The sequence below is a fragment of the Terrabacter sp. BE26 genome (assembly GCF_041941675.1).
Taxonomy (GTDB): Bacteria; Actinomycetota; Actinomycetes; order Actinomycetales; family Dermatophilaceae; genus Terrabacter.
This window is the reverse complement of sequence record NZ_CP090122.1, coordinates 1446966-1473909: the sequence shown is the minus strand read 5'-3', so window position 1 is coordinate 1473909 and position 26944 is coordinate 1446966. Positions and strand designations below refer to the sequence as shown.

Here is a 26944-nt window from a genome sequence, read left to right as displayed (position 1 = left end):
AGGTGAGCCTCACCTCGCTCCGGGCGGCGACGCCCGCACGGCCGCGCGGGGAAACCGCGGTGACCAACTGTCCGAAGCGGCCGGCATACGCGAGGATCTACACATGTCGGACGTTCAGGGCGTAGGCGGGGCGGAGGGGGACGACCTCTTCCGGTGGATGGTCGCGGCCTCGCCCGACGGCCTCTGGGTCTTCGACGAGGAGGGCCGCACGCTCTTCGCCAACGAGCGCATGGCGCAGCTGCTCGGGCGCGACCCCGACGACATGGTGGGCTTCTCGGTGTTCGAGGCGGTCGACGACGTCGGCAAGGTGCAGTTCCGCGAGCACCTGCGCCAGCTCGCGACGCACGGCGAGCCGGGCGACAATCTCGAGTGCAGCCTCCTCGACGCGAAGGGCAATCGGTTCTGGGCACTCGTCTCGCACACGCCACTCGTCGACGAGACAGGGGTGCGCCGCGGGTGGATGCACCGCGTCAGCGAGCACAGCGCCCAGCGCAGGCTGCTCGACCAGCTCGCCGAGGCGCAGGCGATCGCCCGGATCGGCAGCTGGGAGTGGAACGTCGTCGAGGACCGATTGTCCTGGTCGGAGGAGCTCTCCCGGATCTACGGCCTGGCCCCGGATGAGGCGGTGCCGTCGGTCGAGACGTTCATCGGCCGCATCCACCGGGACGACCGGGGACAGGTGAGGGAGGTCATCCGCGCGGCGCTCGAGTCGGAGGACTCCTCCGAGTTCGAGGCGCGGCTCGTGCGCGCGGACGGCGAGACCAGGTGGATCCGCGGCCGCGGACGCGTCACGCGCGACGCGGAGGGGCGCCCGGTGCGGATGGGTGGCACGACGCAGGACATCACCGAGCGCAAGGTCGTCGAGGTCGCGTTGGCGATGGTGACCGCGATGGCAACCGCCGCCAACGAGTCGGCGACGCTCGCCGAGGCCCTGCCCGCGGTCCTCGAGGAGATCGCCCGGCACACCACCTGGCGCCCGGTGCTGGCCTGCCAGGCGGACGAGGACGGCCGCCTGCAGGAGCCGATGCTCCCTCCGGCCGCGGTCGAGGCCAGCCCTCTCCCGGTCGAGGCCGGCATGGACGTCGCGACCCGGGCCGCCGCCTGCCGGTCGGTCGTGCTCGACCAATCGGCGGAGGGGTCGACGATCCTGGCGGTGCCCGTGGTCGACCACGACGTCGTCGCGTGCGTCGTCGTGCTCGACCTGCGGACCACGGCGCCACCGGCCGAGTCGGACGTGGCCGCCATCGAGCAGATCACCGCCATCTTCGCCCGCGTGGCAGACCGCGAGCGCACCGCCGATCACCTCGCGCAGGCCCGCGACGCGGCGATGGAGGCCTCCCGGGCGAAGTCGCAGTTCCTCGCCACGATGAGCCACGAGATCCGCACCCCGCTCAACGGGGTCATCGGCCTGGCCGAGCTGCTCGGGCGCACGGAGCTGACGGCGCACCAGCGCCGCCTCTCCGACGGCATCGAGCAGGCCGGGCACGTGCTCCTCGCCCTCGTCAACGACATCCTCGACCTGTCCAAGATCGAGGCCGGACGGCTCGAGCTCGAGTCGGTCGACTTCGACCCGACGGCGGTGCTCGAGGGCAGCGTGGCCCTGCTGGCCGAGCGCGCCCGGGCCAAGTCGCTCGAGCTGTCGGTGACCCACGGGCCCGACGTGCCCGCCCTGGTCTCCGGCGACCCGGTGCGCTTCGGCCAGGTGGTCGCCAACCTCACCACCAACGCGGTGAAGTTCACCGACTCCGGCAGCGTCGCGGTGCACCTCGAGGTGCTGCGCACCGGGGACCACGGGCCCGAGCTGCGCGTCGAGGTGCGCGACACCGGCAGCGGGATCACCGCGGGGGTGCGCTCGCGGCTCTTCCAGTCCTTCTCGCAGGGCGACTCCTCGACGACGCGGCAGTACGGCGGCACCGGGCTGGGCCTGGCGATCAGCCGGCAGATCGTGACGGCCCTCGGCGGCCAGATCGGCGTGGAGAGCGAGCCGGGGGTCGGCGCCACCTTCTGGTTCACCGCCGCCTTCGAGCCGGCCTCGGACCAGGCTCCGGGCCGCGGGGCGACCTACGCCGCCTCGGTCTCGGGCCTGCGAGCCCTCGTCGTGGGAGCCGACGCCACCCGCCGGCAGCGCATCGAGGAGCAGCTGCGCGCCTGGTCCGTCGCGGTCACGTCCGCCTCGACCGGGGTGGACGGGCTCGTCCAGCTCGACCGCGCCCACGGTGCGGGCCGGCCGCTCGACGTCGTCGTGCTCGACGACCCCGCCGTCGGTGAGTCCGGGCTGCAGGTCTCCCGGCGGATCCGCTCCGACGGGCGCTTCGAGGGCGTACGCGTCGTGCTCGTCTGCGCGCAGCTGCCACCTCCCGACGTGGCCGCCACCACCGACGCCGGGGTCGATGCCGTGCTGACGTCGCCCGTCATGCCCTCGACCCTCTTCGACGCGATGGCCGACGCCGCCGGCCGCCACCTCGCGGCCGCCCTGACCGACCCCGGCGGTCCGGGCGGCGCGTCGGGCGCAAGCCGGTCCGGGGGCGGGGGGCGGGGCGGCAGCGCACCGGCGCCGGTCCGCCCGGTCGCGGACGTGCCCCTCGGCACGTTGCTGGTCGTCGAGGACAACGAGGTCAACCAGCTCGTCGCACAGGGCGTCCTCGAGAGCCTCGGCTACGCGGTGCGCCTGGCCGCCAATGGTGTCGAGGGAGTCGCTGCCCACCGCGAGCACTGCGACGAGATCGTGGCGGTGCTGATGGACTGCCAGATGCCGCGCATGGACGGCTACGAGGCGACCCGGGTCATCCGGGCCCAGGAGGAGCCGGGGCAGCGGGTGCCCGTCATCGCGATGACGGCCTCCGCGATCGCCGGCGAGCGGGAGCGCTGCCTGCGGGCCGGCATGGACGACTTCCTGACCAAGCCCATCGACGTCGCGCTGCTCGCGTCCACGCTGCAACGCTGGGTCGGGCCCCCGGCCGCCGCGGACCACGCGCTCGTGCGGGACGGCGCAGGACCGTCAGCGGAGGCGCCGGAGGGCGCACTCGAGGTCGACGGAGGCCTCGACTCGCCGGTAGTCGAGGTGGGTCAGGGCGTGCTCGACCTGCACCGCCTCGAGGAGCTGCGCGACCTCGAGCCGGGAGACCCGTCCCTGCTGCTGCGGTTCATCGACCGCTTCGGCACCGGCGCGCGCCAGCGGCTCGAGGAGCTGCGGGCCGCGCACCGCGGCGACGACGCCGAGGCCCAGGGTCGCGTGGCCCACGGGCTCAAGGGCTCGGCCGCCAACCTCGGGGCCGCGGCGCTGGCTGCGGTGAGCAAGCAGGTCGAGGACCTCGGCAGCGCGGGTCGCCTCGCCGACGCGGCCCTGCTCGACCGGATCGCCGACGAGGTCGACAGGGCCACGAGTGCCCTCGAGGCGTATGCCGCCGCGCTGCGTTCGTCGGGCTGACCCAGCCCTCGAGCCGGGCCCGAGCGCGGAGACGCCTCAGGTGGTCCTGGTTCCGGCCGAGGCGCCGGTCCCGTCCTGGCTCGAGCCGGGCCCGGAGTCGTGGTCGACGCCGGGGCCGCCGAACGGGTCCGCGCCCTGGTCTTCCTGACCCAGCTGCTGCAGCTGATGCAGCTGCTGGAGCAGGTCCTGGGGAGTGAGCTGGTTCGGGTCGACGCCGTTGAGGCCGCCTGGCGAACCACCGTTCTGCAGGTTCGGCAGCTGCTGCGGGAGCTGGCCCTGCTGGCCGCCGGGGTGCTGGAAGCCGTGCCGGCCACCTACCCCACCGAATCCACCGGGTCCGCGGAGACCACCGTCGCCGCCGGTGGAGCCCGATGGCAGTGCGGCTGCCGCACCGATCGCGCCGGCGGCGGCGAGCGCGATGGCCAGACCCGCGGTGACGGCGGTCTTCCTGCCGCTCCAGCGTCGGCCCTGGGAGGTGGGCACGGAGGTGGGCGCAGAGGTGGGCACGCCCGGCGGAGGCGTGGGCGGGGAAGCTGGCGAGGCGGCATACGCGTACGGGGACGCGGGCGGCGGCACCGGGTGGTCCTGCGGCTGCGAGGCCCAGGCGGACGGCAGCAGCTGCGTGTCGCCGGTGCGCACGCCGCCGGGGGCGTCGGGGTCGAACTGCGGAAGCCCGGGCCTCGGCCGCTCGGTCGGGCCCTCGGGCAGGGACTCGTCGCTCATGGCGGCAACGGTCGAACCGGTGCCTGTGCGGGGGCTGTGGCGCAGCCGTCGACGTGCTGGGACTGTGGTCGGACCCCAACACGGCACCCCACAGAAATCACACAGAGAGGTACTGGTCACGGCACAGGGCCCGGGGTTTGACTGGGGACCATGAGCGAGAAGACCAAGCCGGCAACAGCGCGTCTCCAGCGGCTCGACGGCTCCCCGGTGCGGGTGCTCGTCGTCGACGACGAGGCCAACCTCACCGAGCTGCTCGGGATGGCCCTGCGCTACGAGGGCTGGGAGGTGCGCGCGGCCGGCACCGGGATGGAGGCGGTCCGCGCCGCCCGCGAGTTCGACCCCGACGCGGTCGTGCTCGACATGATGCTGCCGGATTTCGACGGGCTGGAGGTGCTGCGACGGATGCGCGCCGACAACAGCAACGTGCCGGTGCTCTTCCTGACCGCCAAGGACGCGGTCGAGGACCGCGTCTCGGGGCTCACCGCCGGCGGCGACGACTACGTGACCAAGCCGTTCTCGCTCGAGGAGGTCGTCGCCCGGGTGCGCGCCCTCATGCGCCGCACCACGGTGGCCGTCTCGTCCTCCGACTCGATGCTCGTCGTCGGCGACCTCACCCTCGACGAGGACAGCCACGAGGTCATGCGCGGGGGCGAGGAGATCCGCCTGACCGCAACGGAGTTCGAGCTCCTGCGCTACCTCATGCGCAACCCGAAGCGCGTGCTCTCCAAGGCCCAGATCCTCGACCGGGTGTGGAACTACGACTTCGGCGGCCAGGCCAACGTCGTCGAGCTCTACATCTCCTACCTGCGCAAGAAGATCGACGCCGGCCGCGAGCCGATGATCCACACCATGCGAGGGGCGGGGTATGTCCTCAAGCCGGCCGTCTGAGAACGCCGAGCTGTCCGATCCCCGCACCGCAGCCGAACGGCCGCTCCCGGCCGACCTCCCGGACGCCGACGAGGCAGCCGAGCCCGACGTCTTCGCGCGCGGCGTCGGCTTCTCCGATGCAGGGGACTCCGACGGTGCCGCCGGTGCCGCAGGTGAGGCTGCCGGTCGCCCCGCCGGCGACTCCGCCGGCGACTCGACGGGGCCCGGCGAGGGCCTGACCCTCCAGCAGCACCTGGCCCGCCTGCGCGAGCGCGTGAGGCCGTGGCCGGCGTGGACGCTGCGGGCCAAGCTCGTCGCCTCGATGCTCGCCCTCTTCACGGTGCTGAGCCTCGCCACCGGCGTCTCCACCATCGTGGCCCTCGACCGCTACCTCGTGGGTCAGGTCGACGACCAGCTGCGGCAGACGCTCTCACCGCCGCGTCCCGAGGGTGACGGCCGGTTCCGCCCGCCCAGCCCGGAGGGCCGTGGGCGCGGGCCCGGCAACGAGGGCCTGATCGCGATCATCGACCCCGTCGTGCAGGGCGAGGCGACGTCGACGACCAACCAGACGACCACCCTGACGGCGCCGCAGCTCGCCGACCTGCAGAGCGCCGGCATCGGCTCCGAGCCGAAGACGATCGACCTCGGGGGCACCATCGGCGAGTACCGCGTGATGTCCGGTCGGGCCCCGGTGCAGATCAACGGTGTCCCCACGATCGGCACGGTCGTGGTCGGGCTGCCCACCGGCCCCCTCAACCACACGATCAAGCGGATGGTGCTCGTGGCCATAGCCGCGGTCGTGGCAGGCATCATCCTCGTGGGCCTGCTGGGCACCTGGCTCGTGCGCCGCAACCTCGAGCCGCTTCGGCGGGTGGCGGCCACGGCGACCCGCGTCTCGCAGACGCCGCTGGCCTCCGGGTCGGTCGCCATCGCCGAGCGGGTCGACCCCGTCGACACCGACACGCGTACGGAGGTGGGCCAGGTCGGCGCCGCTTTCAACGAGATGCTCGACCACGTCGACGAGGCCCTCAGGGCCCGGCACCAGAGCGAGCAGCGGGTGCGCCAGTTCGTCGCCGACGCCTCCCACGAGCTGCGCACGCCCCTCGCCTCCATCCGCGGGTATGCCGAGCTGTCCCAGCGCGAGGCCAACGTCGTGCCGCCGACGGTGAGCCACGCGATGGGGCGCATCGAGTCGGAGGCCGACCGGATGGGCTCGCTCGTGGAGGACCTGCTCCTGCTCGCCCGCCTCGACGCGGGCCGGCCGCTCGAGGAGGAGCCGGTCGACGTGTCGATGCTCGTGATCAACGCCGTGAGCGACGCGCACGCGGCCTCGCCGGGTCACCACTGGGACCTCGACCTGCCCCCCGAGCCGGTCGAGGTGACGGGTGACGGCGCGCGGCTGCACCAGGTGGTGGCCAACCTGCTGGCCAACGCGCGTACACACACCCCCGACGGCACCCGGGTCACCACCTCGGTGCGGCCCGAGGGCGAGTGGGTGCGCGTGGCCGTCCACGACGACGGCCCCGGTGTGCCGGAGTCGTTGCAGCCCAACGTCTTCGAGCGGTTCGCCCGGGGGGACGACGCACGCAACCGGGCGAACGGCAGCACCGGGCTCGGGCTGTCGATCGTGGCTGCGGTGAGCAAGGCGCATGGCGGCCGCGTCGAGCTGGAGAGCCGTCCCGGCGACACCACCTTCTCCCTGCTGCTGCCCGCCGCCTCCTGACCCGCAACTGTGCCAGGGCGCAGTTGCAGGGGTTGTCGGGGCTGGTTCGCGAGCGAAACTGCGCCAGGGCGCAGTTTGAGGCGTTGGTGGGGATGGTTCGCACCCGACAACTGCGCCAGGGCGCAGTTGTCGGGTTGCGGGGGCTGGTGCGTGGCCCGGAAGTGCGCCGTGGCGCAGTTGCAGGGGTTGTCGGGGCTGGTGCGCGAGCGGAAGTGCGCCGTGGCGCAGTGCAGCCGGGGCAGGCGGGGGTGGCGGGTCGGGATCTACTCATTCCCGTACCAAAGTCATGTCATAGGAAGGGCACAGTGCGGGGCTCGACCGTTGGGGCATGGACACGATGACCCTTCCCGCGGGCTCGGCGGCGGCCCCCGGACCCTCGACCCCGCAGCCGCCCTCGACCAGGACGGGTCGGCCGCACCTCGGCAGGCGCCTGTGGTGCGGCGCCGAGGCAGACCCCTCGTGGGCGCGCCCGGCGCTGCTCGGCCTGCTCCTCGCGACGCTCGTGCTCTACACGTGGAACCTCACGGCGAGCGGCTACGCGAACTCCTTCTACTCGGCAGCCGTGCAGGCGGGCAGCCAGAGCTGGAAGGCGTTCTTCTTCGGCAGTTCCGACGCCGCGAGCTCGATCACCGTCGACAAGCCGCCGGCCTCCCTGTGGGTCATGGCCCTGTCGGTGCGGCTGCTCGGGCTGAGCTCCTTCGCCATCCTCCTCCCGCAGGCCCTCATGGGGGCCGCGACGGTCGGCGTCGTCCACACCACCGTCAAGCGTCACTTCGGCCCGGCCGCCGGCCTCATCGCAGGCGCCGTCGTCGCGCTGACCCCCGTCGCGGCGTTGATGTTCACCTTCAACAACCCGGACGCGCTCCTGACGTTGCTCATGGCGTTGGGCGCCTGGGCGACGATGAGGGCCATCGAGCAGGCTTCGCCGAAGTGGATGATGGTCGTCGGCGCCTTCATCGGCCTGGGGTTCCTCACCAAGACGCTCCAGGTGCTGCTCGTCGTCCCGTTCTTCGGCCTCGCCTACCTCGTGGCGGCGCCGACCACCCTGCGCAAGCGGATCGTCCACTCGCTGCTGGCCGTCGGCACCATGGTGCTCTCCGTCGGCTGGTGGGTCGCGATCGTCGAGCTCGTCCCCGCGTCGGCGCGCCCCTACATCGGCGGAAGCCAGACGAACTCGTTCCTCGAGCTCACCTTCGGCTACAACGGGCTCGGCCGCCTCAGCGGGAACGAGACCGGGTCCGTCGGTGGTGCTGCGGGACCGGGTGGCGCCGGCGGCCAGTGGGGCGCGACCGGGCTGTTCCGGATGTTCTCGTCCAGCGTCGGGGACCAGGTCTCCTGGCTGATCCCGAGCGCCCTCATCCTGCTCGCGGCCGGGCTGTGGCTGCGTGGGCGTCGCCCGCGCACCGACCTTCGCCGCGCGGCCTACCTCGTCTGGGGAGGCTGGCTCGTCGTGACCATGGTCGTCTTCTCCTTCATGGCCGGCATCTTCCACGAGTACTACACCGTCGCCCTGGCCCCCGCGATCGGCGCGGTCGTCGGCATGGGCGCGGTCGAGGCGTGGCAGCGCCGCTCGAGCGCCGTCGCGACGATCGCGCTCGCGGCGGCCACGGCGGCGGCCGCGACGTGGGGCTTCCTCCTGCTCTCGCGCACGACGGCCTACGGCGACTGGCTGCGCATCGCGGTGCTCGCCGTCGGCATGGCTGCAGCCCTGCTGATCCTCGCCGTCCACTGGCTCCACGTGAGAGCAGTGCCGCTCGTGCTCGCCGGCGCGCTCGTCGCCGGCCTCGCCGGACCGGCCGCGTATGCCGTGTCGACCACCGCGCAGGGCCACAGCGGGTCCATCGTCACGGCCGGTCCGGCCGGCTCCAGCAGGGGACCGGGCGGGCGCGGCGGCTTCGGCGCGGCGGGGCCCTTCGGTGGCCAGGCTCCCCAGGGTGGCAGGCACGGTGGCGGTGGCCTGCTCGACGCCTCCACGCCGAGCACCGCTGTGGTCGCGGCCCTGTCGGACGACGCGCAGCGCTACACGTGGGTCGCCGCGGCCGTCGGGTCGCAGACCGCAGCGGGCCTGCAGCTCGGCACGCAGCTGCCGGTCATGGCCGTCGGCGGGTTCAACGGCTCCGACCCGAGTCCCACGCTGGCGCAGTTCCAGCAGTACGTCGCGAACGGCCAGATCCACTACTTCGCCGCAGGCGGAAGGGGATTCGGCAACCAGAACGGTGGCAGCAGCTCGTCGTCCGAGATCAGCTCCTGGGTGGAGGCCAACTTCACCCCGGTGTCGATCGACGGTTCCACGTTCTACGACCTGACCCAGCCGCTGCAGTGACGACGATGCCGCCCACCGCGTCGCGTCCCAGGTCGTCGCGAAAGGTCCTCTCCCAACAGGTGATCCGGTTCGCCGGCGTGGGAGTGCTGTCCACCGCCCTGCACCTCGGCCTCTTCGCGGCCCTGGTGCGGGGCGGTGCCCCCTCGCAGCTGGCCAACGGAGTGGCTCTCGTGGTCGCGACCGTCTTCAACACGACACTCAACCGGGCATGGACCTTCGGCGTCTCTGGGCGCCGCAAGCTCGTGGCCCAGCACGGGCAGGCCCTCGTCATCTTCGCCATCACGTATGCCGCCACGACCCTCGCGCTCGCCGTGCTCGGCGCGCTCGCTCCCGCAGCGGGAACGCTCGTGCAGACCCTCGTCGTGGCCGTCGCCAACGTGCTGTCGACGGCGGTGCGGTTCGTGGCCATGCAACGCTGGATCTTCGGACCGTCAGTCGCGATCGAGAGGAGCGGCGCAGGCTTCCCACCAGGGGTCCTGGTGGGCGGCGACGACCTCGTCGACGTCGTTGCCGCTCAGCTCGATCCGGGCACCGACCTTGGGCGCGACCAGGCGGACACCCCGAGCGGCGGCAGCGCGGCGGGCCCAGCGGATCGGCTCGCTCCACCAGTGGGTCGAGAGGTTGAACGTCGCCCAGTGGATCGGGAGCAGCACTGAGTCCGTGCCGCCACGGTTCACCTCGAGGTGGGCGTCGACAGCCTGCTCCGGGTTGAGGTGGATGTCGGGCCAGTGCACGCTGTAGGCGCCGATGGGCAGGAGGGTGAGGTCGAAGGGGCCGAGGTCGGTGCCGATGTCGGTGTAGCGATGGGTCGGCCCGGAGTCCCCGCCGAAGAAGACCGAGTGGCGCGGGCCGTGGAACGCCCAGGCGGCCCAGAGCGACTGGTTGCGCACGAGGCCCCGCCCGGAGAAGTGCCGGGCCTCGGTGCAGGTGAGCCTGATCCCGGCGATCTCCGTCTCCTCGCGCCAGTCGAGGCTGGTGATGCGGCCGGCCGGCACGCCCCAGGCGCGCAGGTGCGCGTCGACACCGAGCGGCACGACGTAGTGCGGGCGGTGCGTCCGCTCGAGCTGGCGGATCGAGGGCTCGTCGAGGTGGTCGTAGTGGTCGTGGCTGATCACGACGGCGTCGAGCCGAGGGATCTCGGCGATGCGCCCCGGTACGGGGTGGAGGCGCTTGGGCCCGACGATCGCGGACGGCGAGGCACGGTTGCCGAACACGGGGTCGAGCAGGAACCGCCGCCCGTCGAGCTCGACCACGCTCGTGGCGTGGCCGTACCAGGTGACGGCGAGGTCGGCCGCCTCGTGCGGGTGCCGCGGCGTCACGACCGGCACGGCGCCGCGGGGACGCCCGCGCCCGAACTCGCGCAGCACCGTCAGCGCCATGTTGCCCGGCCCCTCGGCCTCCGACGTCGCCACGACGTGGGTGGGCTCGTGCGAGCGGAACTCGCCGTCCCGGTAGTTGGGCGACGTGGTGACGCGGGAGCGGACCATCGAGGGAGTGGCGCCCATCCGGCGCAGGATCGGGAGCTGCACGGGCTTCTCCTGGAGGTCGCTGGGTGTCGGGCGGGTGTCGAACGGGTGTCTGTGGGCGTCGGGACGTTCGGGACGGATGCCGCGTCCGCGGCCCTCCCATCTTCGCTCAGTCGCGGTCCTCGGGTGCCGCACACTCCTCCCACCACGGTTCGGCGTGCGCCGCCGCGACCGCACGGGCGTCGCCCGAGGTGAGGTCCACGCGCTCGCCGACGCGAGGGAAGGCCACGGGGACCCGGGCCTCCGCCGCGGCACGGCGCACCCGGCGTACAGGCTCGGCCCACCAGTGCATCGAGAGGTTGAACGTCGCCCAGTGCACGGGCACCAAGAGGGAGTCCTTGGCGGCCGTCGCGACCGTGTGGGTGGTCTCCGTGCGCTCCCCCTCCTCGTACGTGCCGCCCGGGGTGTCGATGCGCTGGTCGCCCTCGATGAAGTCGTCGGCCACGCCGGCCTCGTCCTCGGTGAGCGCATACATCTCGTCTCCGATGCGGTTGACGTCGCGGTGGGCGGCGACGGCCTGCTCCGGATCCATGTGGATGTCGGGCCAGAAGGGGTCGTAGGCCCCGACGGGCATGAGCGTCAGGTCGAAAGGGCCGAGGTCGGCCCCGATGGCCGCGAAGCGCTTGGAGGTGCCGGAGTCCCCGGGGAAGTACGCGCTGTGGCGCGGGCCGCGGAACGCCCAGCCGGCCCAGAGGGTCTGGCTGTCGACGAGCCCCCGACCGGAGTTGTGGCGGGCCTCGGTGCAGGTGATGCGGATGCCGGCCACCTCGGTCTCGCCGCGCCAGTCGAGGGCCGTGATGCGGTGCTCGGGGACTCCCCAGGCGAGCAGGTGGGCGTTGACCCCCAGCGGTACGACGTAGTGCGGCCGGTGGGTCTCCTCGAGCCGCACGACGGAGGGCTGGTCGAGGTGGTCGTAGTGGTCGTGGCTGATGAGCACGGCGTCGATGCTGGGGATCGCCGCGAGCGACCCCGGGACGGGGTGCATGCGCCGTGGCCCGACGTGCCGGATCGGCGAGACCCGCTCGCTGAAGACGGGATCGAGGAGGAAGCGGGCCCCGTCAACCTCCAGCAGGCTCGTGGCGTGCCCGTACCACGTCACGGCCAGCTCTCCCGGCGTCGCCGGGGGCTTCGCCGCCACGACGGGAACCGTGCCGAGGGGGCGGCCGCGGTCACCGACGCGGATCGCCGCGACCAGGGCGCTGGTCTGCGCGCGGAGCCGGGGGCGCAGCGAGGGCTCCTCGCCCTCGAAGCGGCGATGCGTGAAGTTCGGGGAGTCCTTGACGAAGGGGAGGATCGCGGCGGGCGAGGCGCCCATCCGGTTCATGACGCGGATGAACTGCCGCGAGCGGGTGCGGGAGGAGATCCTCTCTATGACGGAGGAGACGGTCCGCACGCTGGCGCGGTCAGAGGTTCCCAAGCTGCGCATCGGGCACCTTTCGGTTCGAGGGGTGAGAGGAACGTACCTGCTGCCGGTCGCTCCGGGTTGTGGGCAGCTTGGTGTCGAAATGGTGTTGACGTGACGTCATTGTGGTGTCACCATGATGCCCATGGACATCACGGAGTACATCGACGCACTGCGTCGGGACCTCGCCCAGGCGGCCAGGGCGATGGGGCCGGAGACCGAGCGGGCCGCTGAACGCATCGGCTTCGCACTCGACTCGTCCGCTCGCCTGGCCCTGATGGACGCGCTGTCCCACGCTGCGGCCGAGATCACCAACGAGCTCGAGGGCACGTCCGTCGAGGTGAGGCTGCAGGGCCGCGAGCCCGTCTTCGTCGTCGTCGGGGCCGGCCCGGCCGCCTTGGCCGACGACACCCAGACCCTCCGCGCCGACGACACCACGATGACGTCATCGGACGAGGAGGGTGCCGAGACCTCCCGCATCACCCTTCGCCTCCCCGAGGCCCTCAAGGGGCGGGCCGAGGAGCTGGCCGCTGCCCGGGGTCAGTCGCTCAACACGTGGATCGTCGGCGCGGTCCGCGCCGCCACCCAGACGGGGCCCGGTGTCCCGCCGATGCCCGGCTTCCCCCCGATTCCGCCTGGTCCGGGTTTCGGTCCCGGTGCGCCGGGACGCAACCGCTCCTCCAACAAGCGCGTGCAGGGCTGGGTCCGCTGACCTGCCCGACCACCTGACCCACCTGACTCACCGCCCGACAAGACCCTCAGACCACCTCCGACGAAGGAGAGTTCCCATGAGCACCACCCTCGAGTCCCGTTTCGACACGACGGGTCCCGTCAACCTCAAGATCGAGCTGCTCGTCGGCGACGTCACGCTGACTGCCGGTGAGACGAGCACCACCACGGTGCGCCTGCACCCCCACGGCAAGAACGGCGCCGAGCTCGCCGAGAAGTTCACCGTCGAGGCCCGCGGTAACGACGTCGTGGTCTTGGCACCGAAGATCCGCGACAGCTTCTTCGGCCTCGGCAGCAAGGGCTCCGTCGACGTCGAGGTGGAGCTGCCCGCCGGCAGCGCGGTCGACGCCAGGACGGGGTCCGGCGACGTGACCGCGGCGGGCCTGCTCGGCGACGTCCGCGCCACGACCGGCGCCGGCGACCTCGACGTCCACGAGGTCGCCAGCGCCCAGCTGAAGTCCGGCTCCGGCGACATCACCCTGCGCTCGGCCCGGGGCGAGGTGGCCGCCAAGACGGGGTCGGGAGACATCTCGGTCGGCTCGGCCGGCGGACGGCTCGACCTCGCCTCCGGCAGCGGCGACATCGAGCTGCGACGCTCCGACGCGGCCGTCAAGGCGAGGACGGGCTCCGGTGACCTCCGCATCGGCGCCTCGACCGGCGACCTCGAGCTGGTCACCGGCACCGGCGACGTCGAGCTGGGCGGCGTGCACGGCGGCGAGGTCCGCACCAAGACCGGCACCGGCGACGTGACCATCGCCGTGGCGGCCGGCGTCGCGGCCTACCTCGACCTCAACACCGTCACCGGCGACGTCGACATCGACCTCGAACAGACCTCGGGTCCGGGCGACGCCGAGGCGCAGGCCACGCTGGTGGTGCACTCGGGCAGCGGCGACATCCACGTCAAGCGGGCGCAGGTGAGCCTCGTATGAGCACGGGAACCGTCAGCCTCACCCCTCAGGAGGCCCTCGCCCGAGACCTGATCGGCGAGCGCGTCGCGGCCCGGCACCACGCGCCGAAGGCGCGGGGCGGCTCCCGTCGACACACCCGGGCCGCGCTGCTCCTGCGACGTCTCGCCGAGCGGCTCGACCCCTCGGCCCAGCCCGCAGGGCCGGCAGCGCAGCCGCAGCCGCACCGGGTGCCGGCCTCGCACGCCGGCAGCCCCCGCCCCTGGTCCGCGGCGCCCCGCCGCGCCTCTCACCGGCACAGCTGAGCCCGACCGTCCGGCAGGAACCACGGAGCCCGTCGATGCCCGACATCGACGGGCTCCCGCGCGTCCCCGTGGCACCATCGGGTCATGTACGTGCCCCGGCCCAACGCGATGGCCGACGCCGCCATCGCTGCCTTCCTGGCGCATCGCGCCGCCGGACACCTGGTCACGGTCGGGCCGGACGGCATACCCGACTCCACGCTGCTGCCGCTCCTCGTCGACGGCGACCGGGTCCTCGGCCACCTCGCTCGCGCCAACGAGCACTGGCCGCGCATCGGGGCCGGCTCGCCGGGCCTCGTCGTCGTCACCGGCGCGGACGCGTACGTCTCGCCCTCGTGGTACGCCAGCAAGGCCGAGCACGGGCGCGTCGTGCCCACGTGGAACTACACCGAGGTGCACCTGCGCGGTCCCGTCACCGTGCACGACGACCCCGACTGGGTGCTCGACGTCGTCACCCGGCTCACCGAACGGCACGAGTCCGGGCGCGAGCACCCCTGGGCGGTCGGCGACGCTCCAGCGGCCTACCTGCGGGGCCAGCTGCGCGCCATCGTCGGGGTGGAGGTGCAGGTACGGTCGGTCGAGGGCAAGGCGAAGCTGAGCCAGAACCGCTCGGACGCCGACCGTCTCGGCGTCGTCGCGGCGCTGCGGGCCGAGGAGGCCGGTGCCGCCCACGCCGTGGCCGACGACATGGAGCGGACGCTGCACGACTGAGGGCGGGGTCAGCCCGGCTGCCTCAACCGGACTGCTCCAGCCAGGCGTGCACGAGCGGCACCACGGACGCGCCCTCGCCGCTCGCGGCGGCCACCCGTTTCATCGACCCGGCCCGGAGGTCACCGACGGCGAAGATGCCGGGGACCGTCGTCTCGAGGCTCTCGGGCGGCAGGTCCCCGCGCCACCTCTCCGGCGGCACGTCGCGGCCCGTCAGGACGAAGCCATGCCCGTCGCGAGCAACCTCGTCCGGCACCCAGTCGCAGCGCGGGTCCGCGCCGATCAGCACGAACAGCCCGCGGCACGCACGGCGCTCCTGCGTGCCGCTCCTGGTGTCGCGCACCGCGACCCAGCCGAGGCGCCCGTCCTCGCCGGGCCCCCCTTCGACGACCTCGGAGCAGCTCCCGACGGTGATGCGCGGGTTGTACCGGATCTCGGCGACGAGGTAGCTCGACATGGTCTCGGCGAGCGACTCTCGGCGCACGAGGATCGTCACCGACCGGGCGAAGCGAGCCAGGTGGATCGCCGCCTGCCCGGCGGAGTTGCCGCCCCCGACAACGACGACGTCTGCGCCCTCCATCTCGCGGGCGGCGGTCATCGCGCTGCCGTAGTGCACGCCGAGCCCGACGAGTGCCTCGGTGCCCGAGGCCTCCAGGCGGCGGTACTCGACGCCGGCGGCGATGACGACCGCGCGGCCAAGGACGTCACCACCGTCCGTGCGAAGCAGGTGCGGAGCGGCGGCGCCCGCCTCACCGACGTCTCCCGGCGTGAGCGACGTGACTGGCCAGCCGGTGAAGAACTGCGTGCCGAAGCGGATCGCCTGGTTGCGCGCCCGCTGGGCCAGCCGCATACCGGAGATCCCCCGCGGGAAGCCGAGGTAGTTGCGGATCATCGAGGACGTGCCGGCCTGCCCGCCGATCGCCTCGGACTCCAGAACGACGGTCGACAGGCCCTCGGAGGAGGCGTAGACGGCGGCGGCCAGGCCGGCCGGCCCGGCCCCGACGATCGCGACGTCGACGACCCGGTCCACGACGACGTCGGCCGGGCGGCCGTAGATGCGCGTCGCCACGTCGCGCACGGTCCGTACGGGGGCGACCCGCTGGCCGAGGTCCATGACGAGCGGGTAGGCGACCTCGCCGGCCTCCGCGTCCCCTCGGTCGGCGACGTAGCGCTCGAGGGCGTGACGGCCCTTCTCGCTGTCGGGGGCGTAGACGCGGTTCGGCATGCCCATCCGGTCCAGGTAGTCGCGGATGGCGAGGGTCAGGGCGTCCTGCACCGGCGACACGATCGCGACGGCCACGACCTCCGGCTCTGCCACGGTCGAGCCCCAGTCGGAGAGCAGCTCGCAGACGGCGGTGTGGAACTCCTCGTCGCGCGGGCCGCGCGGAGCGAGCAGGTAGGCGTCGTACTTGCCCTTGGCCATGCCGCCGCGCAGCCGGTCGGCGTCCTCGCGGAACACCGACACGTGCGCGGCGATGAGGCGCCGGGCCGTCGGCACCGTCGCGCGCCACCAGTGGAAGGCCTCTAGCACCTCCGCGTCGGGGAGGCGGGACTCGGTGACGAACATCGCGACCTGCCCGCCCTGGGCCACCACCTGCCTGGCCGCCAGCTTCGCCTCGTGCGCAGACCTCGCGGTCGGCAGCTCGTAGTCGCGGGCGTAGCGGGAGAACTCGTCGAGCAGCTGCTCGCACCGGGTCTCGGAGACGAGGATGATCGCCGGCCTCACCCGACGATCGTAGGCGTCAGCCCCGAGCGCGTATGCGGTCCCGCGAGCTCGCGACCTCCGGCCGTTCGCGCAGGGTGAGCCACAGGCGGTGGGCCGTGATCACGGCCAGCGCCCAGGCGAGCCCGATGAGCCAGCCCGCGATGACGTCGGTCAGCCAGTGGTGGCCGAGGAAGACGCGCGACAGCCCCATCGAGACGACGAAGAGGGTGCCGACCGTGACGGCGAGGGCGCGCTGCCACGCCGCGGTCGTCTCGATGAGGACGAGGTAGACGACGATCGTCGTCAGCACCGTGGCGTTGAGGGTGTGGCCGCTGGGGAAGGACGGGGAGGACTCGAGGGGCGGCACGGCGAGCGAGGCCGGGGGCCGGGCCCGGTCGACGAAGTTCTTGCCGACGATGGTCATCGCCAAGGACCCCGTCGCCGCGATGAGGGTCAGGACGAAGGGGGTCCAGCGGCGGCGGCGCCAGGTGATGACCGCCACCGCGACGAGCGCCAGGATCGGCATGCCGACGGGACCGCCCACGTCGGTGAACGCGGTCACCGCGGAGTCGAGCCCGGGGGAGCGCAGGGAGACGGCAGCATTCAGCACCGGCTGGTCGACGGCCGTGATGCCGTCGCGCCCGACGACCCCCTCGTAGACGGTCTCGACGCCCTCGACGAGGCCGACCATGACGCCCATCGCGATCACGGCGAAGAGCACGAACGCGAGGTGGGCCGCAGACCACGACGCCACGCGTCGTGCCGCCGGCGAGGTGCCTCGCGCCGTCGCGGCGAAGAGGCCGACGAGCCACTGGCCGAACCGCGTGTGCCAGGCGGTGAGGTCGCGGGCGCCGATGGTGTCGTCGGGCGTCGGCGAAGGGCGGGGTGGCAGCATGACCCCTCCTTACCCGCGGGCTGCCGCGCTGCCGCGGGCGTATGCCGTGCGGTCGCTGGCGTGACCGACGAGACCCGTTGCGCCCCCGGTCGGATCGCGGTCGGAGCAGGCGTCCCGGATATCGCGTTGAGCAGCAGGGCCTGGGGCGCCTACCGTCCCTGTGCATGACCTCCCAGCTCGTCGCGCTCTGCCACAAGGCCGGCGACCCCGACGCCCTCGCGCGCTTCTGGGCCGGGCTGCTCCAGCGCGAGCTCGCCGAGGACGGACGCACGGTCCTGCCGAACGACCGGGTCGAGTTCCCGATCCGCTTCCAGCGCAGCTCAGAGCCTCGGCGCCGGCCCAACCAGGTCCACCTGCACCTGACGAGCACGTCGTCGACCGACCAGGAGGCGACCGTGGCCCGGGCCCTCGAGCTCGGGGGCCATCACCTCGACGTCGGCCAGAAGCCCGAGGAGGGCCACATCGTCCTGGCCGACCCCGAGGGCGACGAGTTCTGCGTCATCGAGCCGGGCAACGCCTACCTGGCGGGCTGCGGGTTCCTGGCCGAGCTCGCAGGCGACGGCTCACGGCAGGTCGGCTGCTTCTGGAGCGAGGCCCTCGGCTGGCCGCTCGTCTGGGACCAGGACGAGGAGACCGCGATCCAGTCCCCGCTGGGCGGCGCGAAGATCGCCTGGGGTGGCACGCCCTTCACCCCGAGGAGCGGGCCGAACCGGATGCACCTCGATCTGGCGCCGTCACCGGGCACTGACGTCGAGGCCGAGGTGGAGCGGCTGCTCGCGCTCGGCGCCACCCGGCTCGGCGACAGTGGGTGCGACCCGGCGGCAGTGGCCCTGGCCGACCCGGACGGCAACGAGTTCTGCCTCCTGCAGACCCGTTGACGCGGGCCCGCTCATGGCGGCTCAGCCGCCGAAGTCCTGGGTCCAGTAGTAGCGGTACGGACCACCCAGGGCGTAGCCGACGCCGATGGCCTTGTAGCGGCAGTTGAGGATGTTCGCCCGGTGGCCGGGGCTCTTCATCCACGCGTCCATGACGGCCTTGGCCGTGGGCTGACCCGCAGCGATGTTCTCGCCGAGCCAGGAGCCGGTGTAGCCCTGCGCGCGGATCCGCTGCACGAACATGCGCCCCTCCGGGGTCGTGTGCGAGAAGTAGCGGCGCTTGGCCATGTCGGCCGAGTGCGCCTGGGCGGCCCGGGACAGCCGCGCGTCGGCCACCAGCGCCCGGCACCCGACCCTGGCCCGCTGGGCGTTGACGAGCTGGACCACCTGCTGCTGGACGGTCGGCGTGGCCGCCCCGGCCGGCTGGGCGGCGCCGATCGCCGGCGCGACGGTGAGCGCGGCGGTCGTGGCCAGCGCGAGGGCGACGCGACGACGGGCTGGGGTCACGTTCGGGGTGTCAGTGCGGGTCATGATGGCGTCCTGGTTCCTGCGGGTCGGGGGCCGTGTGGCGTGACAAAACGGTACGTACCACTGTGCGGCGCGTCTCCGAAACGGACAAATCCGTCGTCCGTGCGGCATCGCCGGCCGCCTGTCGCGTGCTGATGCGCCGGCCGCTGTCCTAGGGTCTGGAGCATGACCGTCGTCGGCGCCGACGGGCTCGCCCGCCCCACGTGGGCGTCGGTCGACCCGCTCCTCATGCACTACTACGACACCGAGTGGGGCATGCCGATCCGCGACGAGCGTGGGCTCTACGAGCGGATCTGCCTCGAGGGCTTCCAGGCGGGCCTGTCGTGGGCGACCATCCTGCGCAAGCGCCCTGCCTTCCGGGAGGCCTTCGCGGGCTTCGACCCCGACGTCGTCGCCACCTACACCGATGCCGACGTCGCGCGCCTCCTCGGCGACGCCGGCATCATCCGGCACCGCGGCAAGATCCTGGCGACCATCACCAACGCGCGGGCCACGATCGCCCTGCGCGAGGAGGGCGGCCTGGTCGACTTCGTCTGGTCCTTCCAGCCCGCCGAGACGCCGCGCCCGCACGACCACTCCCAGGTGCCGACGGTGTCGGAGGAGAGCAAGGCGCTGTCGAAAGCCCTGCGCAAGAAGGGTTTCGCCTTCGTCGGGCCCACGACGATGTATGCCCTGATGGAGGCCGTCGGGATCGTCGACACCCACCTGCTCGGCAGCCACCGCCGCGGCAGCTCAGGCGTCTGGCCGGGCTGACCGGGCGCTCAGCCGAGCACGGCCCGGGCCGCGTTGTGGCCGGGGATCGCGCTGACGCCGCCGCCGCGACGCGCTCCAGCGCCCGCGAGCAGCACGTTGCCGTATGCCGTCTCGACGCCCCAGGCGCCCACCTCCGACTCGCGCTCGGCCCACGGCCACTGCAGCGAGCGGTGGAAGATGTTGCCGCCCGGCAGCCCGACCGACTGCTCGAGGTCGACGGGGCTCTTGACCTCGATGCACGGCTTCCCGTCCGCGTCGCGCGCGAGCACCGACTCGATCGGCTCGCCGAGCACCGAGTCGAGGGAGCGCAGGGTCGCCTCGAGCGCCTGCTGCGTGGCCCGCTCGTTGTCCGCGCGGAAGAGCCGCGCCGGCAGGTGCAGGCCGAAGAGCGTCAGGGTCTGCGCCTCGGAGGCCGCGAGGTCGGGGCCGAGGATGGAGCGGTCCGAGAGGGTGTGGCAGTAGATCTCGCACGGCGGCAGGTCGGGGATGCGCCCGTCGCGCGCCGCGGCATACGTCTGCTCGAGCTGGCGGTAGCCCTCGTTGATGTGGAAGGTGCCGGCGAAGGCGGCGGCCGGGTCGACGGATGCGTCGCGCAGGCGGGGGAGGCGGGTCAGGAGCATGTTGACCTTGAGCTGCGCCCCCTCGACGTCGGGCTCGGTGTCGACGGGTTCGGCGCCCGAGGCGGCCAGGAGCCGGTTGAGCACCGCGGGCGCGCACCCGGCGACGAGGGTGCCGCCGACGGCGCTACCGCTGCCGGCCGTGCCGCCGCACCAGTGGACCTCACCGGTGGAGGGGTCGACCGACGTCACGTCGGCGCCTGTGAGGACCGTGGCCCCGGCTGAGATTGCCGCTGCGGCAAGGGAGTCGGTGAGGGCGCCCATGCCGCCGACCGGCACGTCCCAGTCGCCGGTGCCGCCGCCGACGAGGTGGTAGAGGAAGCAGATGTTCTGACGCAGGTCGGTCGCGTCGAGCGAGGCGAAGGTGCCGATCAGGGCGTCGGTGGCGATGATGCCGCGAAGCGTGTCGTCGTCGGTGACCGACTCGATGAGCTCGCCGAGGGGCCGCGTCGTCAGGGCGTCGAAGAGCGCCTCGTCGCCCGACAGGGCCCGCACGTCCTCACGCGAGCGCAGCGGCTCGAGGACCGTCGGGAAGACCCGGCCGGCCACGGCGGTCATACGGCCGTAGAAGTCGCTCCACCCGGCATACGCCTCGTCGCCGCCGGTGAGCGCCCGGAACGCCGCGCGGGTGGCCTGCTCGTCCCCGTTGTCGACGAGGAGGCCGCGGGCGGGGTCCGATGGCACCGGCGTGTAGGAGGAGAAGCGGCGGCGGATGAGCCGCAGGTCGAGGTCGAGGTCGGTCAGCACCTGCCGGGGCAGCAGCGACACGAGGTAGGAGTAGCGCGACAACCGCGCGTCGACGCCCGCGAAGGCTCGCGCGGACACGGCCGCGCCGCCCACGTGGTCGAGCCTTTCGAGGACGAGCACCTTGCGGCCCGCACGGGCGAGGTAGGCGGCGGCCGTCAGGCCGTTGTGGCCGGCCCCGATGATGATGTCGTCGTAGCGCACGGGGCCACCCTAGGTGACCGTGGGGCAGGGTCCCCTCGACGGCACAGCTGCTCGCGTCGCCGCCAGCGAGTCGGCGGACGCGACGGCCTCGTGACGTCGGCGACCGTGGTCCGCGAGCAGGCGACGCGCATCCTGCCCGCGCGTCGAACCGTTCGGGGCTCGCACGGCCTGCCGCTTCCTGTCAGGCTGACCGGGGTACGGCAGTGCCACCGGGCACGCCAGTGCCACCGAGTGCAGGGGCGACGACAGGAGGACCACCGTGGGGTTCCCGGAGAACGTGCTGGCCAGGGGAGAGCGGGTCGAGCGGGACCTGCACCCGCACTGGCTGACCGTCGTGGTCCCGACGATCCTCGGGCTGGTGCTCGCAGCCGCCTGCGTGTGGATCGCCGTCGTGACGCCGGATGACGAGACCGGCAACCGCATCCAGTGGGTCGCCGTGGCTGTCCTGCTCGTCATCGCGGTCCCGGCCGTCGTCGTGCCCTACCTGCGCTGGCGCACGACCCACTACGTCGTGACGAGCCACCGGGTCATGGTCCGTCGCGGCATCCTCACCAAGGTCGGCAAGGACATCACCCTGTCGAAGATCACCGACGTGAGCTTCCAGCAGACGGTGCTCGATCGACTGATCGGCTCGGGGTCGCTGCACATCGAGTCGGCCGGTGACAGCGCCGACGAGGACCTGTCGAGCATCCCGCACAGCAACGACGTCCAGCAGCTCGTCAACCGGCTCATCGACGAGGACGACCTGCGCCGTCGCGGTCACGGTCGCGAGCTCGCCGTCGACGACGACGAGGACCTGCTGCCTCCGGAGACGCCCGCCCGGCCGCTGCTCGCCGAGGAGCGGCGCCGACCCCGTCGCCTGGGCGACGGGCGCGACCAGCCGCTCTGAGAGAGGCCCGAGCGCCAGATGGTTGACCTCGAGCGGGCTTGAGCTTGCACGCTGTCGTCCGTGACTCTCGACGCATCCGCCGACACCCTGCCGCCCCGGCTCCTCTCTGGCACCACCGCGCCGCTCGCCCTCGGCGTCGTGGCCCTGGTGACGCTCGGCGCCTTCGAGAACCGGGCCATCTCCACGGCCCTGCCGACGATGCTCGGCGAGCTCGACGCCCTGGCGGGCTTCGGCGTCGTCTCGGCCGCCCCGCTCGCGGCCTACCTCGTCTCCCTCGCGGGGGCCGGGTGGTGGGCCGACCGTCGGGGGCCGGCACCGGTGCTCCGCGTCGGAGCGCTGACCTTCCTGGCCGGCATGCTCGCCACGGCCGGCGCCGCCGGCCTGCCGCTGCTCGTCGCCGGCCGACTGCTCGGCGGGCTCGCCGAGGGGCTGCTCGACGTGGGTGTCACGGTGCTCGTGGCACGCGTCCTCGACCCCCGGCTGCGGCCTCGCGTCATGGCGCTCTTCGCCGCGGCCTGGGTGCTGCCCTCGGTGCTCGGCCCGGTGCTGACGGGCGCCGTGACCGAGGCCGTGGGCTGGCGCTGGGTCTTCGCCGCCGGTCCCATCCTGCTCCTGCCGGTGTGGCTCGCGCTCCGGCCAGCCGTCGCGTCGGCGGCCGGGGCGGCGCACGACAAGGCACCGACCGGAGCCGACCCCCGACCGCTGCTGGTCGTCCTTCCGTGGGCCGCCGTCGCCGCAGCGGCGCTGGTGTCCCTCAGTGTGGTCGCCGGGCGACCCGCCGGTCACGCCGAAGGGGCCGGCGCGCAGCTGGCCGGCCCGGTCTCGCTCGGCATCGTGCTCGCCGTGTCGCTCGTGGCCCTCACGCTCGCCGCGCGACGCCTGCTGCCGGAGGGATCGCTGCGCGCCGCGTGCGGGCTCGGCGGCGTGGTCGCGCTCCGCGGCCTGCTGAGTGCAGCGTTCACGGGAGTCGGCGCGTTCCTGCCACTGGTGCTCACCATGCTGCGCCACCACGGACCCCTCACCGCCGGCATCAGCCTCAGCATCACCGGCGTCACCTGGTCGGCCGGTTCAGCGGTGCAGTCCCGGCTGGCCCATCGACCGATGCTCCTGCTGCGCCTGGGTTTCGGGCTGCTCACGGTCGGACTGGCCACGACCAGCCTGCTCGTCTGGGTCGACGCGCCGACCGGACTCGCCCTCACCGGCTGGGCGCTGGCCGGCGTCGGCATCGGCATGACGTCGAGCACCCTCGCGGTCCTCACGATGGCGGCCTCCGACGACGGCGACCAGGGCCGCAACAACGCCGGCGGGCAGATGGCTGCGTCCATGGCCAGCGCCGTCTTCCTGGCCGTTGCCGGTGGCGTACTCGCCGGTTTCGGCGCGCCCACCCGGGCAGCCTTCGGGGTCGTATGCGGCATGGCCGTGTCATTGGCGCTCGTGGCCCTCCTCGTGACCGGGCGAGCCCGCTGCGCGGTCGGGAGCCCGGGCGCGCGGTCGTGATGAGCGCCCCTGCCACTGCTGGCGGGTCGGGTCGTCGACGTCAGCCGAGACGTCTCCCCGGCCAGCCCGCTTGTGGCAAGGTCGGGGCATGACCTCCGCTGTCGACGAAGCCGGTGCCACTGCGTCCTACCGAGCAGCCCGTGACCAGCTCCTCGCCCTGCGGGGCGACCACGCCCGCGCCGTCAGGGAGTTCGCCTGGCCAGACCTCGGGGAGCGGTGGAACTGGGGCATCGACTGGTTCGACGCCGTTGCCCGGGGCAACGACCGCGCCTGCCTCACGATCGTCGAGCAGGACGAGTCGTCGCGCTCCTGGTCGTGGGACGAGATGGCGCGTCGCTCGGACCAGGTGGCGGCCCACCTGGCCGGTCTCGGGGTGCGCCGCGGCGACTCCGTGGTGCTGATGCTCGGCAACCAGGTCGAGCTGTGGGAGTCGATGCTCGCCGTCATCAAGCTCGGCGCCGTCGTCATGCCGACGACCACCGCCGTCGGTCCCGGTGACCTCGTCGACCGGATGGAGCGCGGCGGCGCCCGTGCCGTCATCGCCAACGCCTCCGAGGTGCACAAGTTCGAGGACGTGCCGGGTGACTACGTCCGCGTGGCCGTCGGTGGCGCCGACCCGGCAGGCACCGCCACGCACGGCTGGGAGGACCACGCGGCCGCGTTCCGGAATGACGACTGGGCGCGCTCGCAAGCTCGCGCTGGCCAGTCCTCCCCGGCTCCAGACCTCGACGCCAAGCCGACCGAGCACCCGGGCACCGGGCCCGACGACCGGATGCTCCTCTACTTCACGTCCGGCACCACCAGCCGGCCCAAGCTCGTCGAGCACACCCAGCGCTCCTACCCGGTCGGGCACCTGTCGACGATGTACTGGATCGGGTCGAAGCCCGGCGACGTCCACCTCAACATCAGCAGCCCCGGCTGGGCCAAGCACGCGTGGTCGTCGTTCTTCGCGCCGTGGGCGGCGGAGGCGACGGTCTTCGTCTACAACTACACACGCTTCGACCCCGCGGCACTGCTGCGGGTGCTGCACACGCACGAGGTCACCTCGATCTGCGCGCCGCCGACCGTGTGGCGCATGCTGATCAACAGCGACCTGTCCTCGGGCCCCGGCTCGCTCCGCGAGGTCATCGCAGCCGGCGAGCCGCTCAACCCGGAGGTCATCGCGCAGGTGCAGAAGGCCTGGGGCCTGACGATCCGCGACGGCTACGGCCAGACCGAGATGACCGCAGCCGTCGGCAACACCCCTGGCTCGACCGTCAAACCTGGGTCGATGGGGCGTCCGCTCCCAGGCTGCCCCGTCGTCGTGGTGGATCCCATCACCAACGAGCGGGTCGAGCCCGACGCGAACGGCACCCATGAGGGCGAGATCTGCCTCGACCTCTCGCAGCACCCGGTGCCGCTCATGACCGGCTACCAGGGCGACGAGCAGCGCAACGCCGCCGCGATGGCCGGCGGTTTCTACCACACGGGCGATGTCGCCTCCGTGGACGCCGACGGCTACATCTCCTTCATCGGGCGCACCGACGACGTCTTCAAGGCGAGCGACTACAAGATCAGCCCGTTCGAGGTCGAGTCGGTCCTCATCGAGCACCCGGCCGTCGCGGAGGCGGCCGTCGTGCCGGCGCCCGACCCGGTGCGCCTGGCGATCCCCAAGGCCTACATCGCCCTCGCTCCCGGGCACGAGCCGGGCGAGGAGACGGCGCGCTCCATCCTCGCCCACGCCCGCGAGAAGCTCGCACCCTGGCAGCGAGTGCGGCGCATCGAGTTCTTCGAGCTACCCAAGACGATCTCGGGCAAGATCCGCCGGGTCGAGCTGCGCGTCCGCGAGACCGAGCTCGACGCCACGGGTGCCGGCCGGCCCGAGAACGAGTGGCGCGACGACCAGTTCCCCGAGCTCAGGGGATGAGGCGTGGCGGCACCGACACCGTCGAGGTCGACGGTGTGGGTGCCGCGGGCGTGGCCGTGCCGCCGCCGGGAGTCGACGTGGGGCTCTGGTCCTGGGGCGCCGGCGCAGGAAGGGTGCGCAGCGTCGTCTCCTCCACGCGCCCGCAGGTGCGCTTGGGCGTCGTCGTGTCGCCGGGCTGGGACGTCGAGCGGTCGGGTTGGTAGGTGTCGATGCGGGCGCCGCTGATCACCTCGACCCGGTCGTACGCGGGGCGCCCCTCGAGCAGGTTGCGGAAGGTGTAGCGCGTCAGCGCGTTCAGCTCGCAGGCGTCGCCGAAAGCGAGGACGTCGAACGCGTAAGGCTGGCCGTTGAGCTCCTGGCCCTGGCCCTCCGAGTAGTGGGAGACGACGCCGCCGCCGGTGAAGGTGCCCACCTGGAGGCGGTTGCCGTCGAGCTTGGGGGTGTGCATGTGGCCGTTGACGAGGATGCGGCCCTTGTCGATGCCCTGGGTCGCGTAGGGCTCGTGCGCGACGACGAGGTCGGGCTCCAGCTGGTCGGCCATCGTCGCGTTGTAGCGGTCGACGGCCGGTTTCTCCTTGCCGGTGGGGTCCTCGTTGTCGTCGCCGAACCAGCGGGGATCGTTGAAGCCGGTGATCGTCAGGCCGTGGAACGACAGCTCGCGCAGGGCTCCCTCGGCGTTCTCCAGCAGCACGACGTTGCGGATGCGGCCGAGTCGGGCCACGAGGGCTCGATCGGTGGCCGAGGACTGGTCGTGGTTGCCGCTGACGAAGACGTACGGCACGCCGAGGCTCTCGATGGAGCGGAAGATGCCGGCCGCCTCCGCCTCCTGCACCCGGCCGAAGTTGATGAGGTCGCCGCTGTCGATGACGGCGTCGATGTCCTCCTCGGCGATGATCGTGCGCATCAGGGCGTACTGGTTGGCGCCGTGGATGTCGGAGACGAGCAGGATCCGCGTCGACACGGGCTCGTTGACCGAGCCCTGGACGTACTTCTGCTGGAGGGCCTGGGTGACGGCCAGCAGGTTGCGGAAGTACGGCGTCACCTGCGCCGCCCGCGCCTCGACGTCGGCGAGCAGGCCGGCGTTGCGCTGGACGACGCCGAGCACGCCGCTCGTGCGGTACTCCGCGAAGCGGCTCGGCTGGTAGGTCAGGGCGATGCCGCCGAAGGTGCCGACCGTCGCGACCACCATGGCCGAGGCGACGAACGCGAGGTGGTGGCGGCGGGTGGTGCGCTGGCGGACGTAGTGCGAGGCCAGGGCGAGGAGCACCGCGATCGCCGCCGCCCCGAGGAGGAAGCGCACCCCGACGCCGACGGCGGCGTCGGTGATGGCGCCGGACAGCTCGTCGGGGGAGGGCTGCAGCGAGCGGATATCGACGTTGGGGCGGGTGAAGAGGTTGGTGATCTCCTCGCGCACGGCGACCTGGACGTCGAGGCCCGGCGCGAGGATCGGCGAGTCGAACGCGACGTCGACGTCGCCGATGATGGTCGGTGAGTGCAGCACCGGCGTGTGGCGCGGGATGGGGTCGAGGCGCAGCACCGCGCGGTATTGCGACGTCTCCGCGACGGTGGGCGCGAGATTGGTCGCCGCGACGCCGCCGAGGTAGCAGGCGGCGAGGACGGCCAGCCACTTGAGCACGTGCGAGGCAAGACGCAACCAGCGGTTGTCACCGCTCAGCAGATCCTGCACGCGTGGCAC

General features: G+C 72.9%; 21 protein-coding genes and 1 pseudogene. 14 read left to right on the top strand and 8 right to left on the bottom strand.

What is annotated here, in order from left to right; all coding sequences use genetic code 11:
- Positions 1 to 103 precede the first annotated feature (103 nt).
- Positions 104 to 3427, top strand: coding sequence for a response regulator (locus LQK93_RS06950; protein WP_374970813.1), 3324 nt, complete (start codon positions 104 to 106; stop codon positions 3425 to 3427).
- A 36-nt stretch (positions 3428 to 3463) separates the two neighbouring features.
- Here the strand turns inward: LQK93_RS06950 and LQK93_RS06945 are convergent, their stop codons facing one another.
- Complete coding sequence (locus tag LQK93_RS06945) at positions 3464 to 4150, bottom strand: hypothetical protein (protein WP_374970812.1); 687 nt, start codon at positions 4148 to 4150, stop codon at positions 3464 to 3466.
- Positions 4151 to 4300: 150 nt separating this feature from the next.
- Between LQK93_RS06945 and LQK93_RS06940 the strand changes: the two genes are divergently transcribed.
- The 4 genes and pseudogenes from LQK93_RS06940 to LQK93_RS06925 form a co-directional block, all read left to right on the top strand.
- Positions 4301 to 5038, top strand: coding sequence for a response regulator transcription factor (locus LQK93_RS06940; protein ID WP_343990730.1), 738 nt, complete (start codon positions 4301 to 4303; stop codon positions 5036 to 5038).
- Positions 5016 to 6740 (top strand): ATP-binding protein, encoded by a 1725-nt coding sequence (locus tag LQK93_RS06935; protein ID WP_374970811.1) that lies wholly within the window; start codon positions 5016 to 5018, stop codon positions 6738 to 6740. The genes LQK93_RS06940 and LQK93_RS06935 overlap by 23 nt, the downstream gene beginning before the upstream one ends.
- A 328-nt stretch (positions 6741 to 7068) precedes the next feature.
- Positions 7069 to 9063, top strand: coding sequence for an ArnT family glycosyltransferase (locus LQK93_RS06930; protein ID WP_374970810.1), 1995 nt, complete (start codon positions 7069 to 7071; stop codon positions 9061 to 9063).
- A 5-nt stretch (positions 9064 to 9068) separates the two neighbouring features.
- Positions 9069 to 9476: pseudogene (locus tag LQK93_RS06925) on the top strand (GtrA family protein); the annotation flags it as partial.
- 18 nt (positions 9477 to 9494) lie between these two features.
- On the opposite strand, the gene LQK93_RS06920 reads toward LQK93_RS06925, so the two are convergent.
- Both LQK93_RS06920 and LQK93_RS06915 read right to left on the bottom strand, forming a co-directional pair.
- Entirely contained in the window at positions 9495 to 10592 is a 1098-nt protein-coding gene (locus LQK93_RS06920; RefSeq protein ID WP_374970809.1) for an MBL fold metallo-hydrolase, read from the bottom strand.
- Between the two features lie 106 nt (positions 10593 to 10698).
- Positions 10699 to 12015, bottom strand: a complete 1317-nt coding sequence (locus tag LQK93_RS06915) for an MBL fold metallo-hydrolase (RefSeq protein ID WP_374970808.1) — start codon at positions 12013 to 12015, stop codon at positions 10699 to 10701.
- Positions 12016 to 12136: 121 nt separating this feature from the next.
- On the opposite strand from LQK93_RS06915, the gene LQK93_RS06910 reads away from it, so the two are divergent.
- The 4 genes from LQK93_RS06910 (at position 12137) to LQK93_RS06895 (ending at position 14638) form a co-directional block, all read left to right on the top strand.
- Complete coding sequence (locus tag LQK93_RS06910; RefSeq protein WP_374970807.1) at positions 12137 to 12703, top strand: toxin-antitoxin system HicB family antitoxin; 567 nt, start codon at positions 12137 to 12139, stop codon at positions 12701 to 12703.
- Positions 12704 to 12779: 76 nt separating this feature from the next.
- Positions 12780 to 13649: a DUF4097 domain-containing protein gene (locus tag LQK93_RS06905; protein WP_374970806.1), complete on the top strand. Its 870-nt coding sequence runs from the start codon at positions 12780 to 12782 to the stop codon at positions 13647 to 13649.
- A complete protein-coding gene (locus LQK93_RS06900; protein WP_374970805.1) occupies positions 13646 to 13930 on the top strand; it encodes a hypothetical protein in 285 nt (94 codons plus the stop codon). Before LQK93_RS06905 ends, LQK93_RS06900 begins: the two co-directional genes overlap by 4 nt.
- A gap of 84 nt (positions 13931 to 14014) precedes the next feature.
- Complete coding sequence (locus tag LQK93_RS06895) at positions 14015 to 14638, top strand: FMN-binding negative transcriptional regulator (protein WP_374970804.1); 624 nt, start codon at positions 14015 to 14017, stop codon at positions 14636 to 14638.
- 22 nt (positions 14639 to 14660) lie between these two features.
- Here LQK93_RS06895 and LQK93_RS06890 read toward each other — a convergent pair whose 3' ends face one another.
- Together LQK93_RS06890 and LQK93_RS06885 are read right to left on the bottom strand one after the other, a co-directional pair.
- Positions 14661 to 16361 (bottom strand): FAD-dependent oxidoreductase, encoded by a 1701-nt coding sequence (locus LQK93_RS06890; protein WP_374970803.1) that lies wholly within the window; start codon positions 16359 to 16361, stop codon positions 14661 to 14663.
- A 16-nt stretch (positions 16362 to 16377) separates the two neighbouring features.
- Positions 16378 to 17235, bottom strand: a complete 858-nt coding sequence (locus LQK93_RS06885; protein ID WP_374970802.1) for a phosphatase PAP2 family protein — start codon at positions 17233 to 17235, stop codon at positions 16378 to 16380.
- A 164-nt stretch (positions 17236 to 17399) separates the two neighbouring features.
- On the opposite strand from LQK93_RS06885, the gene LQK93_RS06880 reads away from it, so the two are divergent.
- On the top strand, positions 17400 to 18113 hold the full coding sequence (locus LQK93_RS06880; protein ID WP_374970801.1) for a VOC family protein: 714 nt from the start codon (positions 17400 to 17402) through the stop codon (positions 18111 to 18113).
- 21 nt (positions 18114 to 18134) lie between these two features.
- Here the strand turns inward: LQK93_RS06880 and LQK93_RS06875 are convergent, their stop codons facing one another.
- A complete protein-coding gene (locus tag LQK93_RS06875; RefSeq protein WP_374970800.1) occupies positions 18135 to 18641 on the bottom strand; it encodes a CAP domain-containing protein in 507 nt (168 codons plus the stop codon).
- 162 nt (positions 18642 to 18803) lie between these two features.
- Here LQK93_RS06875 and LQK93_RS06870 point away from each other — a divergent pair, with 162 nt between their 5' ends.
- Positions 18804 to 19391, top strand: a complete 588-nt coding sequence (locus tag LQK93_RS06870; RefSeq protein WP_374970799.1) for a DNA-3-methyladenine glycosylase I — start codon at positions 18804 to 18806, stop codon at positions 19389 to 19391.
- An 8-nt stretch (positions 19392 to 19399) separates the two neighbouring features.
- Here LQK93_RS06870 and LQK93_RS06865 read toward each other — a convergent pair whose 3' ends face one another.
- On the bottom strand, positions 19400 to 20956 hold the full coding sequence (locus LQK93_RS06865; protein ID WP_374970798.1) for a phytoene desaturase family protein: 1557 nt from the start codon (positions 20954 to 20956) through the stop codon (positions 19400 to 19402).
- A gap of 259 nt (positions 20957 to 21215) precedes the next feature.
- Between LQK93_RS06865 and LQK93_RS06860 the strand changes: the two genes are divergently transcribed.
- The 3 genes from LQK93_RS06860 (at position 21216) to LQK93_RS06850 (ending at position 25248) form a co-directional block, all read left to right on the top strand.
- Complete coding sequence (locus LQK93_RS06860) at positions 21216 to 21845, top strand: PH domain-containing protein (protein ID WP_374970797.1); 630 nt, start codon at positions 21216 to 21218, stop codon at positions 21843 to 21845.
- 60 nt (positions 21846 to 21905) lie between these two features.
- Positions 21906 to 23342, top strand: coding sequence for an MFS transporter (locus LQK93_RS06855; RefSeq protein ID WP_374970796.1), 1437 nt, complete (start codon positions 21906 to 21908; stop codon positions 23340 to 23342).
- A gap of 88 nt (positions 23343 to 23430) precedes the next feature.
- Complete coding sequence (locus LQK93_RS06850) at positions 23431 to 25248, top strand: AMP-binding protein (RefSeq protein ID WP_374970795.1); 1818 nt, start codon at positions 23431 to 23433, stop codon at positions 25246 to 25248.
- Here LQK93_RS06850 and LQK93_RS06845 read toward each other — a convergent pair.
- On the bottom strand, positions 25238 to 26944 hold the full coding sequence (locus tag LQK93_RS06845) for a metallophosphoesterase (protein ID WP_374970794.1): 1707 nt from the start codon (positions 26942 to 26944) through the stop codon (positions 25238 to 25240). The genes LQK93_RS06850 and LQK93_RS06845 overlap by 11 nt on opposite strands.

Bases quoted from the DNA above. Each gene is read 5' to 3' on its own strand.
- LQK93_RS06950 (WP_374970813.1), top strand. From the start codon at position 104: ATGTCGGACGTTCAGGGCGTAGGCGGGGCGGAGGGGGACGACCTCTTC.
- LQK93_RS06945 (WP_374970812.1), bottom strand. From the start codon at position 4,150: ATGAGCGACGAGTCCCTGCCCGAGGGCCCGACCGAGCGGCCGAGGCCC.
- LQK93_RS06940 (WP_343990730.1), top strand. From the start codon at position 4,301: ATGAGCGAGAAGACCAAGCCGGCAACAGCGCGTCTCCAGCGGCTCGAC.
- LQK93_RS06935 (WP_374970811.1), top strand. From the start codon at position 5,016: ATGTCCTCAAGCCGGCCGTCTGAGAACGCCGAGCTGTCCGATCCCCGC.
- LQK93_RS06930 (WP_374970810.1), top strand. From the start codon at position 7,069: ATGGACACGATGACCCTTCCCGCGGGCTCGGCGGCGGCCCCCGGACCC.
- LQK93_RS06915 (WP_374970808.1), bottom strand. From the start codon at position 12,015: ATGCGCAGCTTGGGAACCTCTGACCGCGCCAGCGTGCGGACCGTCTCC.
- LQK93_RS06910 (WP_374970807.1), top strand. From the start codon at position 12,137: ATGGACATCACGGAGTACATCGACGCACTGCGTCGGGACCTCGCCCAG.
- LQK93_RS06905 (WP_374970806.1), top strand. From the start codon at position 12,780: ATGAGCACCACCCTCGAGTCCCGTTTCGACACGACGGGTCCCGTCAAC.
- LQK93_RS06900 (WP_374970805.1), top strand. From the start codon at position 13,646: ATGAGCACGGGAACCGTCAGCCTCACCCCTCAGGAGGCCCTCGCCCGA.
- LQK93_RS06895 (WP_374970804.1), top strand. From the start codon at position 14,015: ATGTACGTGCCCCGGCCCAACGCGATGGCCGACGCCGCCATCGCTGCC.
- LQK93_RS06885 (WP_374970802.1), bottom strand. From the start codon at position 17,235: ATGCTGCCACCCCGCCCTTCGCCGACGCCCGACGACACCATCGGCGCC.
- LQK93_RS06880 (WP_374970801.1), top strand. From the start codon at position 17,400: ATGACCTCCCAGCTCGTCGCGCTCTGCCACAAGGCCGGCGACCCCGAC.
- LQK93_RS06875 (WP_374970800.1), bottom strand. From the start codon at position 18,641: ATGACCCGCACTGACACCCCGAACGTGACCCCAGCCCGTCGTCGCGTC.
- LQK93_RS06870 (WP_374970799.1), top strand. From the start codon at position 18,804: ATGACCGTCGTCGGCGCCGACGGGCTCGCCCGCCCCACGTGGGCGTCG.
- LQK93_RS06850 (WP_374970795.1), top strand. From the start codon at position 23,431: ATGACCTCCGCTGTCGACGAAGCCGGTGCCACTGCGTCCTACCGAGCA.